This window comes from Marinobacter sp. JSM 1782161, assembly GCF_011421605.1.
Classification (GTDB): Bacteria; Pseudomonadota; Gammaproteobacteria; order Pseudomonadales; family Oleiphilaceae; genus Marinobacter_A; species Marinobacter_A bohaiensis.
Map to the genome: position 1 here is coordinate 637,073 of NZ_WSSA01000002.1, position 15,236 is coordinate 652,308.

A 15,236-nucleotide genomic window follows, 5' to 3' on the forward strand; every position below is an offset into this window, starting at 1 on the left:
CGTGAAACCGCCGGCGGTGACCGCGGCAACTCCGGCGACAGGCCGGGAACGACGAGCATCCCTGTGATGGATGCGCGAATGTTACCGCAAGGTCATCTTGGGATCTGTTATGCTAAACCCTTATTGAACAGCCTTTTTTGTAACGCTCTGCAACAGCCTCCAACCTGCCCGGGAGACGCCTGAATGGCCCACGAAGAACTGCACCTCAATCTTCGCAATCTGACACCAGACGACTATCCGCAGCTCAAGGGGCTGATGGATCTGATCTACGACGACATCGGCGGGGCCTGGCCGGAGGACACGATCCAGGGGCTGGTGGAACAGTTCCCGGACGGCCAGATCTGCATCGAGGACAGTGGCGAGTTGATCGCCGTGGCCCTGACCGTGTGCGTCAACTACGAGCGCTTCAGTAACCCGCATACCTACGACGACCTGATCCTCAAGAACGAACGCATCCGCCATAACGCCAAGGGCGATGCGCTCTACGGTCTCGACGTGTTTATCCACCCGGACTATCGCGGCTACCGGCTCGGTCGCCGGCTCTACGAAGCGCGCAAGGAACTGTGCCGGTCGCGCAACTTCCGCGCGATCCTCGCTGGCGGGCGCATCCCCAATTACCACAAATTCTCCGACCAGTTCACGCCGGCCGAATACATCGAGCGCGTGGACCGCAAGGAGATCTACGATCCGATCCTTACCTTCCAGCTGTCAAACGATTTCCAGGTCACCCGGTTGATGCACAAGTATCTGCCGGAGGACGAGAAATCAATGGGTTATGCCACACTCCTCGAGTGGAACAACATCCTGTTCACACCGCCGCAGCCGGTGCTGCAGACGCGCAAGACCCAGGTGCGGATGGGTGCCGTGCAATGGCAGATGCGGGAGTTCACCTCCGTGGAGGAAGTGCTCAAGCAGGTGGAGTACTTTGTCGACGCGCTGTCCGACTACAAGAGTGACTTCGCCCTGTTCCCGGAATTCTTCAACGCGCCGCTGATGGGCCTGACCGATCAGTTGGACCAGACCCGCGCGATTCGTTTCCTGGCCGGATTCACCGAACAGTTCCGTGACCAGATGTCGGAGATGGCGGTCAGCTACAACATCAACATCATCACCGGCTCCATGCCGCTGCTCGATAATGACCGTCTCTATAACGTGTCCTACCTGTGCCACCGGGACGGGCGCGTCGACGAGCAGCGCAAGATCCACATCACGCCCCACGAGCGTCGCGACTGGGTCATCGAAGGCGGCAACCAGTTCCAGGTGTTCGATACCGACGCCGGGCGCGTGGCCATCATGATCTGCTACGACATCGAGTTCCCGGAGCTGGGGCGGATCGCCGCCAGTCAGGACGTGGACATCATCTGCGTGCCCTTCTGGACCGACACCAAGAACGGCTACCTGCGCGTCCGCCACTGTGGCCAGGCCCGTGCGATCGAGAACGAGTGCTACGTGGTGATCACCGGCAGCGTCGGCAACCTGCCCAAGGTCGAGAACCTGGACGTCCAGTACGCCCAGTCGTCCGTGTTCTCGCCGTCGGACTTTGCCTTCCCGCACGATGCGGTGATGGCGGAGACCACGCCCAACACCGAGATGATCATGTTCTCGGACATGGACCTCGAAAAGCTCAAGCTGGTCCGCAACGAAGGCTCCGTCACCAACCTGAAAGACCGCCGTACCGACATGTACAGCGTGGGTATGAACGACGATTAGCAGCACCGTTGCCACGCCAGGGCGAAGGATCATTCGCCTGGCGTGGCACAAAACGTCACAAATGGTTACTCTGGGTCTACTTTTGGCCTGGATCGACACCCGTTAGACTTGAACGGTGATTCAAAACGCTTATTGTTCCGAAGGGACTGGATTGCGGTATTGGGCAAGCCTGACTAGAGTTTGAGCAATATTGACAGATCAACGCCTTTCGGACTGAAGACGTGCTGACCGCCCGGCGAACGACTTCGCCACCTGACTTTAGCGGAAGCACCCTGTCCCGAACCAAGAATCAAGCGAGCCGTGACGACGGTCTTAATCCAATGGATCTTACAGATAGACAGCCCCTGCCCGACCTGACAGCGCGCTTCCGCTACAAGAAGAGCCTGTTCAGAAAAGAAATGGTCGAGACCCGCCTGTTCGGGCTGGACCAGTACGGATGCATTCTCAAGACGGACAAGGTTTTCGAGCCGGGAGACACCATCCAGTTCGACCTGGTGATGAAGATGCCGTTCGAAAACATCAGCGCCGAAGGCCTTGAAGGGCTGGTCGTCGAAGTGCGAAAACACTGTAGCAACTTCTTCTACTCGCTTGATTTTCTTAATACAGCCGAAAAAACCGACGCGGACATGCGGGGGAAGCTCGAGCGCATCCAGGAAGTACTGGCGCGCAAGCAGACCCTGAAGTCCCGCCGGGAGCAGCCGGGCACGACAGGCGCCACCCAGACCGCCTGAGTCGCCTGCACCCGTCGAGCCAGGCTCGGCCGGTTGTTGAAATGGTCACAGGGACGGGGCCGGACTCCCCTTCCCCAGATGTTGTTACCGCGGGTGATTCGTTGACCGTCGGTATTGACGCTATCGATTGTGCAGGCACCGACCCACGCGTCGGCGGCCGTCCAGAACCGTGTAATGCCGCAGTCTGAAAACCATAGCAAACGGGGAACCAAGCCATGGCAAAGAAAGAAAAGGCAGGTGTGGACAAGCTGGTCAAGAAGGTCAACAAGGAATTCGACAAGACCTCCAACCAGATCGAGAAACTGATCAACGACGCTTTCAAGCAGTTCGACGCCCTGCAGAATCAGGTCCAGGAACCCATCAAAAAACTGCTCGATGAAATCGAGAAACTGCGGGAGCGCGAAATGAAGCGCTTCAACGACGAACTCGACCGTCGCCTGCAGGACTTCCACGACCTGCAGCACCACCTGCTTGAGCGGGTCGGGCTGGCCAGCAAGGAAGTCGAGAAGAGCGCTACCAAGGCCATCGAGTCCGCATCCGAGAAGGTCGAGCAAGCGACCCCGGCCAAGGCCAAGACCGCCAAGAAGGCCAGCAACGGCTCCGGGAAGACCGCGAAGAGCGCGAGCAAGAAGGCGCCCGCCAAGTCTTCAGCCAAGCCTTCCTCCAAGGCCCCCGCCAAATCCTCAGCCAAAGCGCCGGCCGCCAAGAAAGCTGCCAAGCCGGCTGCGAAGAAGCCAGCGGCTGCCAAGACCAACGCGGTGAGTCAAACCGACCTCACCAAGGTCAAGGGCATCGGGCCGGCCACGGCAAAGAAGATGCAGGCGATGGGGATCACCACGATCCGTCAGATCGCGGAGCCCTCCGCCGACGAGAAGGAGAAGATGAAGCAGTTCTCCAGCATGCGCGGCTACGACAGCTGGTCGGCCGAGGCCAAGAAACTGCTCGCCTGATCCCCTTCCCTGGTGGCGGCCCGCCCGGGCCGCCTCTGTTCGATCCGGTTATTCCAGCGTCCATGAACGCGCGGTGTTATGCCCGGCATGCCAGGCGGCTGCCGTCCGGCGCTGCAACGCGTATCATACGTCGCCTCCCGAGCTGTTAAGGAACACGGATGCAAACGCCCGAACAACCCGTCCTGCGCGATATCGTCCTGGTCGGCGGCGGCCACAGCCATGTTGGCGTGCTCAAACGCTTCGCGATGAAACCGGTGCCGGGCGTGCGCCTCACGCTGATTGCGCGCGACACCCACACGCCCTATTCCGGCATGCTGCCCGGCTATGTGGCGGGCCACTACAGCTACGATGAGGTCCACATCGACCTGCGGCGTCTGGCCGAGTTTGCCGGGGCGCGCTTTTTCCACGACGAAGCCGTCGGCATCGATCGGGATTCACAGCGGGTCCTGTGCCGCAACCGCCCACCGGTGGCCTACGACCTACTGTCAATCAACATCGGTTCCGCGCCCCGTCTGGCGGATGTGGAGGGCGCCGACCAGCACGCGCTGCCGGTCAAGCCGATCCGGGATTTCAACGCCCGCTGGCTGGCTCTGCTTGAACGCGTCCGGCAGCACCGCGGGCCGATGAGTATCGCCGTCGTCGGAGCGGGCGCCGGCGGCGTCGAGCTGATGCTGGCGCTGCAGTACCGGCTGCGCAACGAGTTACGGGCCCAGGGCAAGGACCCGCGGCAGCTCCAGTTCCATCTGTTCGACGCCGAATCCACCCTGCTGCCGACCCACAACCGTCGAGTGCGCCAGCGCATGGCTGACGTGCTGGACGATCGCCAGATCCAGTGCCACTTCGGCGACCCGGTTGTGCGCGTCTCCGCCAGTCAGTTGCACACCGCCGGCGGTTCGTCCCAGGCGGTGGACGAAACCCTCTGGGTCACCCAGGCCGGCGGTCCCGCATGGCTGGCTAGCACCGGGCTGGCTTTGAACAATGACGGCTTCATTCGGACCCGCGACACGCTCCAGACCGAATCCGACGATCGCATCTTCGCCGCCGGCGACATCGCCGACATGACCCACTACCCCCGGGAAAAAGCCGGCGTCTTTGCCGTGCGCCAAGGCATGCCGTTGGCGCGCAACCTGGCCCGCGCCGCCCTCGGCGAGCCGTTGCGACCCTTCCGTCCGCAGGCGCGCTGGCTGGCGTTGATCAGCACCGGGGACCAGTACGCGATCGCCTCCCGCGGCAACGTCAGCCTGGCGGGGCGCTGGGTCTGGCGTTGGAAGGATCGTATCGACCGCACGTTCATGGCCCGATTCAATGACCTGCCGGCGATGGCGGAAGAATCCGGTGCGGCGGACACCCGGGCGGCGGCCAGCGAGGAAGACGCGGCCCAGGCCATCTCGGCCGTCGCCATGCGCTGCGGCGGCTGCGGCGCCAAGGTGGGCAGCACCGTCCTGTCCCGCGCGCTGGACAGGATTCGGCCGGTGGATCGCGACGATGTCCTGGTCGGCCTGCACTCGCCGGACGACGCCGCCATCGTCGCGGTACCGCCCGGCAAGGCCAGCGTCCAGACCATCGACTTCTTCCGGGCGTTCGTCGACGACCCCTATGTGTTTGGCCGCATCGCCGCCAACCACAGCCTGGGCGATGTTTTCGCCATGGGCGCCGAAGCGCAGACCGCCACGGCCGTCGCCACCGTGCCCAGCGGCGTGGAGTCCAAGGTGGAAGAGCTGGTTTACCAGATGATGAGCGGTGCGGTGGATGTGCTGAACGCGGCGGGCTGCGCCCTGGTCGGCGGCCACACCGGCGAAGGGCGTGAGCTGGCGCTGGGTTTTGCCGTGAACGGCCTGGTGGATCCGGCACAGGCGCTGCGCAAGGACGGGCTGCGCCCGGGCGATGCGCTGATCCTCACCAAACCGCTCGGTACCGGAACGCTGTTTGCGGCCTACCCGCGCCTGAAGACCCGGGGCCGGTGGATCGATAACGCCCTTGAGCAGATGCAGCTGTCCAACCAGCGCGGCGCGCGATGCCTGATCGAACACGGTGCCCACGCCTGCACCGACGTGACCGGTTTCGGCCTGCTGGGCCACCTGGTGGAGATGACTCGGCCGTCGGGCGTCGACGTCACACTGGACCTGTCCGCCCTGCCGCTACTGGACGGTGCGGAAGAGACGCTCGCCGAGGGCATCCTCAGCTCCCTGCAACCGGCCAACGTGCGACTGCGGCGCGCGCTCCGGAACCAGGAGGCAATGGCCGCACACCCGCGCTACCCGATCCTGTTCGACCCCCAGACAGCCGGCGGGCTGCTAGCTGGCGTACCGGCTGACCAGGCGGAGGCCTGCGTCGAAGCCCTGTGCGAACGGGGCTACCCGCAGGCCGTGATCATCGGCACGGTGACCGAATCCGGCGACGACCTGGCGCCGGTGGAGCTGGTGGCCAGCGCCTGAGGCGCGGTGTCGCCTGCCCGCCCGGCTTCATTTAGCAACCTATAGGCGGTATTCTTGCGCCAATCTCTGGCCGGGGAACCGCCCGACGATTCCAGCGCCGTGGAACGGCTCAATGAAAACAACGGAGACTTGCTGATGCTGAAACAGATTCGACGCGCCCTGCTGCTGTCGGCGGCCCTGGTGGCGCCGGTGATGGCCGACACGTTTGTCTTTACGGCGATTCCGGACAACGACGAAACCAAGCTGCGCGAACGCTTCCAGAGCGTGGCGGACTACCTGTCGGAGCAGCTGGACGTGGACGTGCGCTACGTGCCGGTCAAGAGCTACGCCGCTGCGGTATCCGCGTTCCGCAACAACCAGGTGCAGCTGGCCTGGTTTGGCGGTCTGTCCGGCGTCCAGGCACGCGCGCTGGTGCCCGGCTCCGAGGCCATCGCCCAGGGTCAGGAAGACACCCAGTTCGTCACCTACTTCATCGCCCACGAGAGCACCGGCCTGGAGAAATCCGACGACTTCCCGGCGGCCATCGCGGACAAGACCTTCACCTTCGGTTCCAAGGGCTCCACGTCCGGCCGCCTGATGCCGGAATACTACATTCGTGAGGCTTTCGGCGAAGCGCCGGAAGATGTGTTCAGCCGCGTCGGTTTCAGCGGCAATCATTCACGCACCATTCGCCTGGTTGAGTCCGGCACCTACCAGGTGGGCGCGGTGAACTACTCCGTCTGGGAAAGCGAACTGGAAGCGGGCAAGATCGACACCGACGCCGTCCACGTGATCTGGGAAACCCCGCACTACCAGGACTATCAGTGGACCATCCGCGGCGACGTCAACGAGCGCTTCGGTGATGGCTTCCAGGCGCGGGTTCAGGAAGCGCTGGTCAACATGGACGATCCGGAGCTGCTCAACAAGTTCCCGCGCTCGGCGTTCATCCCGGCCAGCAACGCGGATTACGACTCCATTCGCGCCACCGCCGAGAAGATCGGCATCATCGACTAATGGATGCCGTGCACCTGCGCAACCTGAGCGCCGCCTATGGCGGACGCCAGGTTCTCGGCCCCATCTCGCTGGACCTCCGGCCGGGCGAACACGTCGCCCTGGTCGGTGGCAGCGGGGTGGGCAAGTCGACCCTGCTCAATCTGCTGTACGAGCAGGTCCGCGACCGCGCCGCGCTGGTGCCGCAGGAACAGGGGCTGGTGCAGTCCCTGTCCGTTTTCCATAACGTCTACGTGGGTCGGCTGAACCGCCACTCGCGCTGGTACAACCTGATGAACCTGGTCTGGCCGCGCTCGGCCGAAGTGGCTCAGATCGAGCCGCTGCTGGACAAGCTGGGTATGGCCGACAAGCTCAAATCACCGGTCGAAGCCCTCTCCGGCGGCCAGAAGCAGCGCACCGCGGTGGCCCGGGCGCTGTACCAGCAGTCGGACATCCTGCTGGCCGACGAGCCGGTATCCGCCCTCGATGGGCCGCTGGCGCACGTGGTCATGGGCTGCATGACCGAGCATTACCCCACCAGCGTCATCGCCCTGCACGACATCGACCTGGCGCTGCGCTACTGCAATCGCATCGTCGGCCTGCAAGGCGGCCAGATCGTGCTGGACGACGCCAGCGACCGGCTTAGCGCCGGCGACATCCTCCCGCTTTACTGATCGTTCAACGGATATGTTGCGGGCGCCTTCCGTCAGAATCACCCTCGCATTCCTCGCCGTCGCGATCCTGTGCCTGTTTGCTGCCGACCTGGCAATCACCACGGTCAATCCATGGGAAGATCTGGCGCACCTGTTCTTCGGCATCGTCACGCCGGATTTCTTTTCCCTTGAGGCCATTGGCACCGCCTTGCTGCGCACCCTGGCCTTTGCCTTTACCGGCGTAGCCCTGGGCAGTGTGGCGGGTTTCGCGTTGGCGCTGGCCTTCCGCTTTCGCACCGTGCGCGTCTTCTGCGCCTTCATTCGCGCGATTCACGAACTTTTCTGGGCGCTGATTTTTCTGCAGTTCTTCGGCTTCCACCCGCTCACTGGCGTGCTGGCCATCGCCATTCCCTACGCCGGCATCTTTGCCAAGGTCTACTCAGAGATCCTGGATGAGACGGACCCAACCCCGCACAAAGTGCTGCCACGCGGCGTGAACGCCCTATCCGCCTTTGTCTATGCACGGATTCCCGACGCCCTGCCGCACCTGATCAGCTACACCTCCTACCGGCTGGAGTGCGGCCTGCGTTCCAGTGCGGTGCTGGGCTTCGTCGGGCTGCCCACGCTGGGCTACTACCTGGAATCCTCGTTCTCCCAGGGGTACTACTCCGAAGTCGGCGCCCTGCTCCTGCTGTTCTACGTGCTGATTGCCTCGCTGCGGCTTTGGGCGCGGCCGCGGCTGATTCCGCTCTACGTGATCGCCGCCCCGTTCTTCCTGGGTGACGGGCTGCCCATCGTCTGGGGCAACGTGGTGCGCTTCTTAACTCAGGACATCGTGCCGTCCCCGCTGCGGGACGGTGACGGAATGGCTGCGTTCGGCCACTGGCTGTCGGAACTGGCCATCGACCAGGCGCTGCCCGGGATCTGGCACACGCTGGTGCTGACCCAGGTGGCGCTGGCGCTGACCGGGATCGTCACGCTGCTCGCCTTCCCGCTGATCTCGAATCACTTCGGCGGGCCCATCCGGCGCGGCTTCGGCCACGTGTTGCTGGTGATCGCCCGTTCCACGCCGGAATACATGCTGGCGTACATCCTGCTGCAGCTGTGGGGGCCGTCCATGCTACCGGCGATCGTGGCGCTGGCGATCCACAACGGCGGCATCATCGGCCACCTGATCGGCCGGCGCAGCAATGAACTGACCCTGCGCCCGGACGCGCCCCACGGCCTCGAGCGTTACGGCTACGAATTGCTGCCGCGGCTGTACAGCCCGTTCCTGGCGTTCCTGTTCTATCGCTGGGAAATCATCATGCGCGAGACCGCCATCCTCGGCATCCTGGGGATCTACACCCTCGGCTTCTATGTGGACAGCGCGATCCAGAACATCCAGTTCGACAAGGCGCTGATCCTGATCCTGGTGACGGCCGCCCTCAATATCGGCATCGACGGCATTTCCCGCCGGGTGCGGCGTTATCTCAAGCTGAGGGTATCACTCACCTGCGAAGGCCATTGAAGTAGCCGAATCGCGACGGTGTCAGTGGCGGGTGCGGAAGACGGGATTCATTGGCAGAGGCAGAGCTTGCTGGCCGGACTGGAGCGCGAGCGTCCAGGCCATGTCCGGGTCCTGGCTGCACAGGGGCGCTTCGAACTCAGCGACGTAGGTATCGCCGTTGGCTTGCAGCGGCACCGGGTATTCCCCCATGTACATGCTGTGACCGGACAACACCGCGACCAGCGCTCCCTCGGGCAAGGCGCCAGCCGGAGCCTTCACGCGCAGGGCCAACTGTTCGGGGGCATCCGGATTGCGGCGTTCGAGGCTGACCTGCCAGCCGTCACCGGAGCCGGACCACTGGCATGGCCCGCCCGACAGGTCGCAGACATCGGCCGCCGTGTCTTGTGCCGATGCGGCGGGCTCGGATTGCAGCGTCCGCAGATACTGCGGCCCGAACACCATCAGGCTCACCGCCCCAACAATAATGACAATAACCAGTAAAGCCCGCAGCACGGCAATGAGACTCCCCAACTCGACAGATTCACGGCGACGCGATGATCGGCATCGACCCATTGGGCGGGCATTTTCGCCGAAAAAACGGGAGCTGGCTACGGCGGTCAAAGCTTCCGCTGCGGCAGCGCGGATCAGCGCATGCGTTCGGAGACGGCGCGGAATCGCGACAACACGCTTTCGATGCGGGACAGGGACTCCGTGACCGAGGGGCGCTGGTCGCCGGCAAACTCGATGCCGTAGATCGTGCCTTCGTCGTCCACCCGGGCGTTGCGCACCACACCCAACGCCTGCTTCACGGTGATGTCGCCCACTTCCGTATCCAGCCGCAGGCTGAACTGGATGATGTCCCCTTCCTCGAATTCCTGTTCCGCAATGATGGCCATCCCCATGCGACTGAAATCACGCACCGCGACGTCCAGCCAACGGTTGGTAAACAGGTGTCGACGCACCCGGATGCGCGCACCCATCCGGATAAAAGGAAGCCGTTCTCGCCGTCGTCGTTCGGTCATGCCGTCCTGCCTGGTTGTGCCGTTCCGTTTCCCGGACATCGTCATTTTTAGCGGACCTTATCAAGCCAATCGCTGCACGAACGTGGAATATTTCCGAAAAAGTGCATTTTTCACAATTCTTTGCACAAAAACGCCAAACGTTCGACGCCAAAGCTCCTCAAAAATCGCCAAAAACTGGAACCGGCGTCCTGAACTACGCTCTCCGGGTACGTGGTTTCCCGTAGATCCATGATTTGTATCATCCCGGCACGCCTTGTCGCTGTACTCTGTTGGGATCAGGAACCGTGCGCGATGGCTTACGAATCGTTTAGAATGGCCGACTGCCCGCCAAGGGCCGGTCACCCTTTCCATTCCAGTCAGGCAACGAGCGTTGACGGTTGCCCCAGCCGAGACAGGAGCGCGCGTGCATCCGGATATTTCCGTCAGGAACGTCTACAAGACCTACGCCTCGGGCCACCAGGCCCTGAAAGACATCAACCTGGACATCAACCGGGGTGAGATCTTTGCCCTGCTGGGGCCCAACGGCGCGGGCAAAACCACGCTGATCAGCATCATCTGCGGCCTGGTCAACCACACCAGCGGCACCGTGCTGGCCGACGGCCACGACATCGTGCGCGACTACCGCGCGGCCCGTTCCAAAATCGGCCTGGTGCCCCAGGAACTGAACACAGACGCCTTCGAGACCGTGTGGGACACCGTCTGCTTCAGCCGCGGCCTGTTCGGCAAGGCGCCCAACGACGCGCACATCGAGAAGGTGCTCAAGGACCTGTCCCTGTGGGACAAGCGCGACTCCCGTATCATGGCGCTGTCCGGCGGCATGAAACGCCGGGTGATGATCGCCAAGGCCCTGTCCCACGAGCCGCAGATCCTGTTCCTGGACGAGCCCACCGCCGGGGTCGACGTGGAGCTGCGCCGGGAAATGTGGGAGATGGTGCGCGGCCTGCGTGAGAACGGCGTGACCATCATCCTGACCACGCACTACATCGAAGAAGCCGAGGAAATGGCCGATCGCATCGGCGTGATCAGCCAGGGCCAGCTGATCCTGGTGGAAGAGAAGAACGCCCTGATGCGCCAGCTCGGCAAGAAGGAGCTGCGGCTGCACCTGCAGGCCCCGCTGGAGGCCGTGCCCGAGGGGCTGTCGGATCTGGACCTGGAACTGTCCGACGACGGCAGCGAGCTGGTCTACACCTTCGACACCGCCGAAGAACGCACCGGCATCGCCACCCTGCTCCGCCGGCTCGCCGAACAGGGTATGGACTTCAAGGACCTGCGCACCCGGGAAAGCTCCCTGGAAGATATTTTCGTCAACCTGGTGAAGGCGAACTCATGAACACCCACGGCATACGCGCAATCTACAAATTCGAAATGGCCCGCATGTGGCGCACCCTCATGCAGAGCGTGCTGTCGCCGGTCATCTCCACCTCGCTCTACTTCGTGGTATTCGGCTCCGCCATCGGCTCCCGCATGGGCGACATCGACGGCGTCAGCTACGGTGCCTTCATCATCCCCGGCCTGATCATGCTGTCGCTGCTGATGCAGAGCATCTCCAACGCCTCCTTCGGCATCTACATGCCCAAATTCTCCGGCACCATCTACGAGGTGCTATCGGCGCCTGTGTCGTACGTGGAGGTTGTGGTCGGCTACGTGGGCGCGGCGGCCACCAAGTCTGTGATCCTGGGGCTGATCATCCTCGCCACCGCCCGCCTGTTCGTGGATTACAGCATTGACCACCCGGTGTGGATGTTCCTGTTCCTGGTTTTGACGGCCATCACTTTCAGCCTGCTCGGCTTCATCATCGGCATCTGGGCGGACAGCTTCGAGAAGCTGCAGATCGTCCCGCTGATGATCGTCACCCCGCTGGTGTTCCTGGGCGGCACCTTCTATTCCATCAGCATGCTGCCGTCGATCTGGCAGACCATCACCCTGTTCAACCCGGTGGTCTACCTGATCAGCGGATTCCGCTGGGCGTTCTACGGCATATCCGACGTGAACGTGGTGGTCAGCGCGGGCATGACCTTCCTGTTCCTGATTATCTGCATCGGCATCATCGCCTACATCTTCAAGACCGGCTACCGCCTGAGAAGCTGATGATGAAGCGACTGTTTGTCTGGACGGGTTTTCTGGTGGCCACCCAAATCGCCCTCGTCGGCTGCCGCGCCACCGCCGAAACCGAGCAGGCGCTGGAAACCGCGCGCCTGTGCCTCGAATCCCGCAAGGGCGTGGTGCCCATTACGGTGGAATTGGCGGTCACCCCGTCCCAACGCGAACGCGGCCTGATGGGCCGCGAGTCCCTCCCCGCCGACCACGGCATGCTGTTCGTCTACAAACAGCCTCGCGCCGCCGACGCCACCTTCTGGATGTACCGCACCTTCATCCCGCTGGACATCGCCTACATCGACCAGACCGGCGAAATCAAAGCCATCCGCAAAATGCTCCCCTGCACCGCCGACAACCCCAGCCGCTGCCCAACCTACCCGGCTGGAGCAGAGCACGTCTGGGCACTGGAAATGAACCAGGGATTCTTTCGGGAGCAGCAGGTTCTGGTTGGGGATCGGGTGATCCAGGTCGCCAGCGATGAGAGCTGCCCGGTTCAGTTGCCTGAGGCTGCCTGATCGACGCGTCGCGGATAGCCTGCGACCGTTATTTGGCCACGCACTGAAAAAGCGCTCGCCTTATTTGTGCGTAAGGGCTGGATCTAAAAGTGGTGCCCGGGGCCGGGCTCGAACCGGCACGACCTAGCGGTCAAGAGATTTTAAGTCTCCAGTGTCTACCAATTTCACCACCCGGGCAGAGGGAGTGCTGAAAGGAGGCGGGGATTGTATAAGTAGCTGTCTGGGATCGCAATCTTACCGTCAAAATTGAGCGTTTTCTGCACGCTTTCCCTAGGCATTCACCTCTCCTTCTGCCTTGCGTCCCTATCCTGGCACGTCACTGCCACGCCGTCATAGACATAGCCCGCAATGCGCGGCGCCTTCTTGAGGTATTGGGTGTTCATACGCTCGATCCGGAAGCCGGCCTGCTCGATCAGGCGGTTAATGGGCCGGTTCAGGTGGCAGCCACCGGCGATAGGCATCCAGAGAGGATTGATGCGGTCCTGCCAGCGGCGTACGCCCGGGTCCGGGGCGCGGCCGTGTTCGCAGAACAGGAGCTGGCCGTCAGGCTTGAGGACGCGGGCCATCTGGTGCAGCGCACGGTGCCAGTCGGGAATGGTGCACAGGGTGAAGGTCAGCAGCACGGTGTCAACGCTGTTGTCCGCCAACGGAATCCGTTCGCCCGGCAGATCCAGCCATTGCACGTCGACCGGCGCCCGCGCGACGTTCTCTGCGGCAATCCGTCGCATCCCTTCGGACGGCTCCAGGCCCCATACTCGGTCCACCCTGTCGGGATGGTAGTACGGGAGATTTACCCCCGATCCCATGCCCACTTCGAGCACCGTGCCGCGGCACTGGGGCACCACCTGCTGACGCAGTTTCATGATGGGCCCGATGCTGCAGGCACAGTTGATCAGATGAGGCAGGACATGAGATTCGTAGAGCGACATTGGACGCCTCCAAATTGCACACTAATATTGAGGATGTCTTTGACCTCATTGAAGTTCATGTTCTTGATTTGTATCAATGCGTAAGACAACACGACAGGTAGGCTGAACGAGCTCTTCAGAAGCCGGGGGAATGTGCCCTGCTTCGATCCTATCCAATGCCGGTTACAACAACTCCTCAGATGGCATTTTGTATTCGTTTGAGCGGCAGTTCCAGCCCGTCCTGGTTTGCCATAACTACCCATTGTGCCGGAGGTCCCCGTGGATCTTGATCCGATACTCCTGTCGAGAATCCAGTTTGCATTCGTCGTCTCGTTTCACGCCATATTCCCGGTTTTCACGATCGGTCTGGCGTCGTACATAGCGGTCCTGGAAGGACTGTTCTACCGCACCCAGAATCCCGCCTGGGAAAAGCTTTCCGCGTTCTGGACGAAAGTCTTCGCCGTGGTGTTCGGCATGGGGGTGGTCTCCGGCATCGTGATGTCGTTCCAGTTCGGCACCAACTGGAGCAACTTCTCGCAGGCGTCGGCCAACTTCATCGGGCCGCTGCTGAGTTATGAGGTGGTCACGGCCTTCTTCCTGGAGGCGGGCTTCCTCGGGGTGCTGCTGTTCGGGCGCGACAAGGTGCCGCCCGGCGTTCACCTGTTCTCGGCCCTGATGGTGGCGCTGGGGACCTTTATCTCGGCATTCTGGATCCTGGTGGCCAACAGCTGGATGCAGACGCCGCAGGGCGTGGAGTTCCGCGATGGCATGTTCCACGTGCTGTCCTGGTCCGAAGCAATCTTTAATCCCTCTTTCCCCTACCGCTTTACTCACATGGTGATGGCGTCGTTCCTCACCGGCAGCTTCGTCGTGGCGGGCGTCAGCGCCTGGTACCTGCTGCTCAGGCGCGAGGTGGAAGCCAACCGTAAGGCGCTGTCCATGTGTCTGTGGCTGATCCTGTTCCTCGCGCCGGCGCAGGCCGTCGTGGGCGACTTCCACGGCCTCAACACGCTGGAGCACCAGCCCACCAAGGTGGCGGCCATGGAAGCCAACTGGGAAACCCAGGCGGACGTCCCTCTGCTGCTGTTTGCCTGGCCGGATAACGACACCCAGAGCAACCTGGTGGAAATCGGTATCCCCCATATGGCGAGCCTGATCCTGACCCACGACTGGAACGGCGTGGTGCCGGGTCTCAAGGAATCGCCCCCTGACGAGCAGCCGCCGGTATGGATCGTGTTCTGGAGCTTCCGGGTCATGGTGGCCATGGGCATGCTGATGATCCTGTTCGGTCTCGGCGGCCTGGCACTGCGGATCACCGGCAAGCTGTACAGCACCCGCTGGTACCTGCAGGGGCTGCGATTCATGAGTGTGGCGCCCTTCCTGGCGGTGCTGTCCGGCTGGTTTGTGACCGAAGTGGGCCGCGCGCCCTGGCTGGTCTACGGCATGATGACCCAGGCCGAGGCGGTCACCCCGTCGCTGACCGGCGGCATGGCCCTGTTCACGCTGATCGGCTACATCGTGGTCTACGCGATGGTGTTCACTGCGGGCGTCTATTACCTGTTCCGGGTGCTGCAGATGGGTCTGGAGGACGAGGATCAGGTCGACGAGGAACACGACCGGCCCATGCGTCCGTTGTCCGCCGCGCACGTTACCTTCGAGTCCGGTGACTATCCTGGCAAAGACGGGCCGGGCAAGGATAACCCCGGCAAAGACCGCGATTTTGACGCCACTCCCCTGAACAAAGGAGGCCACTAATC

14 protein-coding genes and 1 tRNA gene are annotated in these 15,236 nt (G+C 62.7%); 11 read left to right on the top strand and 4 right to left on the bottom strand.

Annotated features, from left to right (window positions below; translation table 11 throughout):
* Positions 1-183: 183 nt before the first annotated feature.
* The 7 genes from GQB00_RS02840 to GQB00_RS02870 all read left to right on the top strand — a co-directional run bounded on the left by GQB00_RS02840 (position 184) and on the right by GQB00_RS02870 (position 8,958).
* A complete protein-coding gene (locus GQB00_RS02840; protein ID WP_111496194.1) occupies positions 184-1,710 on the top strand; it encodes a bifunctional GNAT family N-acetyltransferase/carbon-nitrogen hydrolase family protein in 1,527 nt (508 codons plus the stop codon).
* Positions 1,711-2,030: 320 nt separating this feature from the next.
* Positions 2,031-2,441: a hypothetical protein gene (locus tag GQB00_RS02845; RefSeq protein WP_165855152.1), complete on the top strand. Its 411-nt coding sequence runs from the start codon at positions 2,031-2,033 to the stop codon at positions 2,439-2,441.
* A 215-nt stretch (positions 2,442-2,656) separates the two neighbouring features.
* Positions 2,657-3,391: a helix-hairpin-helix domain-containing protein gene (locus GQB00_RS02850; protein ID WP_165855153.1), complete on the top strand. Its 735-nt coding sequence runs from the start codon at positions 2,657-2,659 to the stop codon at positions 3,389-3,391.
* 158 nt (positions 3,392-3,549) lie between these two features.
* Positions 3,550-5,826 (top strand): selenide, water dikinase SelD, encoded by a 2,277-nt coding sequence (gene selD / locus GQB00_RS02855; protein WP_165855154.1) that lies wholly within the window; start codon positions 3,550-3,552, stop codon positions 5,824-5,826.
* A 135-nt stretch (positions 5,827-5,961) separates the two neighbouring features.
* Complete coding sequence (locus GQB00_RS02860) at positions 5,962-6,819, top strand: putative selenate ABC transporter substrate-binding protein (protein ID WP_165855155.1); 858 nt, start codon at positions 5,962-5,964, stop codon at positions 6,817-6,819.
* Positions 6,819-7,469 carry a phosphonate ABC transporter ATP-binding protein gene (locus tag GQB00_RS02865; RefSeq protein ID WP_165855156.1) on the top strand — a complete coding sequence of 217 codons (651 nt, stop codon included), beginning with the start codon at positions 6,819-6,821 and terminating at the stop codon, positions 7,467-7,469. Before GQB00_RS02860 ends, GQB00_RS02865 begins: the two co-directional genes overlap by 1 nt.
* A 13-nt stretch (positions 7,470-7,482) precedes the next feature.
* Positions 7,483-8,958 carry a PhnE/PtxC family ABC transporter permease gene (locus GQB00_RS02870; RefSeq protein WP_165855157.1) on the top strand — a complete coding sequence of 492 codons (1,476 nt, stop codon included), beginning with the start codon at positions 7,483-7,485 and terminating at the stop codon, positions 8,956-8,958.
* Between the two features lie 21 nt (positions 8,959-8,979).
* Here GQB00_RS02870 and GQB00_RS02875 read toward each other — a convergent pair whose 3' ends face one another.
* Positions 8,980-9,450, bottom strand: a complete 471-nt coding sequence (locus tag GQB00_RS02875; protein WP_165855158.1) for a hypothetical protein — start codon at positions 9,448-9,450, stop codon at positions 8,980-8,982.
* Between the two features lie 131 nt (positions 9,451-9,581).
* Positions 9,582-9,959: a PilZ domain-containing protein gene (locus GQB00_RS02880; protein WP_162628807.1), complete on the bottom strand. Its 378-nt coding sequence runs from the start codon at positions 9,957-9,959 to the stop codon at positions 9,582-9,584.
* A 403-nt stretch (positions 9,960-10,362) separates the two neighbouring features.
* Here GQB00_RS02880 and GQB00_RS02885 point away from each other — a divergent pair, with 403 nt between their 5' ends.
* The 3 genes from GQB00_RS02885 to GQB00_RS02895 are packed head-to-tail and all read left to right on the top strand — an operon-like array spanning position 10,363 to position 12,571.
* Positions 10,363-11,289 carry an ABC transporter ATP-binding protein gene (locus tag GQB00_RS02885; RefSeq protein ID WP_111496186.1) on the top strand — a complete coding sequence of 309 codons (927 nt, stop codon included), beginning with the start codon at positions 10,363-10,365 and terminating at the stop codon, positions 11,287-11,289.
* A complete protein-coding gene (locus GQB00_RS02890) occupies positions 11,286-12,047 on the top strand; it encodes an ABC transporter permease (RefSeq protein WP_165855159.1) in 762 nt (253 codons plus the stop codon). Before GQB00_RS02885 ends, GQB00_RS02890 begins: the two co-directional genes overlap by 4 nt.
* Entirely contained in the window at positions 12,047-12,571 is a 525-nt protein-coding gene (locus GQB00_RS02895) for a DUF192 domain-containing protein (RefSeq protein ID WP_165855160.1), read from the top strand. The genes GQB00_RS02890 and GQB00_RS02895 overlap by 1 nt, the downstream gene beginning before the upstream one ends.
* A 90-nt stretch (positions 12,572-12,661) precedes the next feature.
* Here GQB00_RS02895 and GQB00_RS02900 read toward each other — a convergent pair.
* A tRNA-Leu gene (locus GQB00_RS02900) sits at positions 12,662-12,748 on the bottom strand.
* 101 nt (positions 12,749-12,849) lie between these two features.
* Positions 12,850-13,500, bottom strand: coding sequence for a class I SAM-dependent methyltransferase (locus tag GQB00_RS02905; protein ID WP_165855161.1), 651 nt, complete (start codon positions 13,498-13,500; stop codon positions 12,850-12,852).
* A gap of 258 nt (positions 13,501-13,758) precedes the next feature.
* On the opposite strand from GQB00_RS02905, the gene GQB00_RS02910 reads away from it, so the two are divergent.
* Positions 13,759-15,234: a cytochrome ubiquinol oxidase subunit I gene (locus GQB00_RS02910; protein WP_165855162.1), complete on the top strand. Its 1,476-nt coding sequence runs from the start codon at positions 13,759-13,761 to the stop codon at positions 15,232-15,234.
* Positions 15,235-15,236: the final 2 nt, after the last annotated feature.

Bases quoted from the DNA above. Each gene is read 5' to 3' on its own strand.
- GQB00_RS02840 (WP_111496194.1), top strand. From the start codon at position 184: ATGGCCCACGAAGAACTGCACCTCAATCTTCGCAATCTGACACCAGAC.
- GQB00_RS02845 (WP_165855152.1), top strand. From the start codon at position 2,031: ATGGATCTTACAGATAGACAGCCCCTGCCCGACCTGACAGCGCGCTTC.
- GQB00_RS02850 (WP_165855153.1), top strand. From the start codon at position 2,657: ATGGCAAAGAAAGAAAAGGCAGGTGTGGACAAGCTGGTCAAGAAGGTC.
- selD (WP_165855154.1), top strand. From the start codon at position 3,550: ATGCAAACGCCCGAACAACCCGTCCTGCGCGATATCGTCCTGGTCGGC.
- GQB00_RS02860 (WP_165855155.1), top strand. From the start codon at position 5,962: ATGCTGAAACAGATTCGACGCGCCCTGCTGCTGTCGGCGGCCCTGGTG.
- GQB00_RS02865 (WP_165855156.1), top strand. From the start codon at position 6,819: ATGGATGCCGTGCACCTGCGCAACCTGAGCGCCGCCTATGGCGGACGC.
- GQB00_RS02870 (WP_165855157.1), top strand. From the start codon at position 7,483: ATGTTGCGGGCGCCTTCCGTCAGAATCACCCTCGCATTCCTCGCCGTC.
- GQB00_RS02880 (WP_162628807.1), bottom strand. From the start codon at position 9,959: ATGACCGAACGACGACGGCGAGAACGGCTTCCTTTTATCCGGATGGGT.
- GQB00_RS02890 (WP_165855159.1), top strand. From the start codon at position 11,286: ATGAACACCCACGGCATACGCGCAATCTACAAATTCGAAATGGCCCGC.
- GQB00_RS02895 (WP_165855160.1), top strand. From the start codon at position 12,047: ATGATGAAGCGACTGTTTGTCTGGACGGGTTTTCTGGTGGCCACCCAA.
- GQB00_RS02905 (WP_165855161.1), bottom strand. From the start codon at position 13,500: ATGTCGCTCTACGAATCTCATGTCCTGCCTCATCTGATCAACTGTGCC.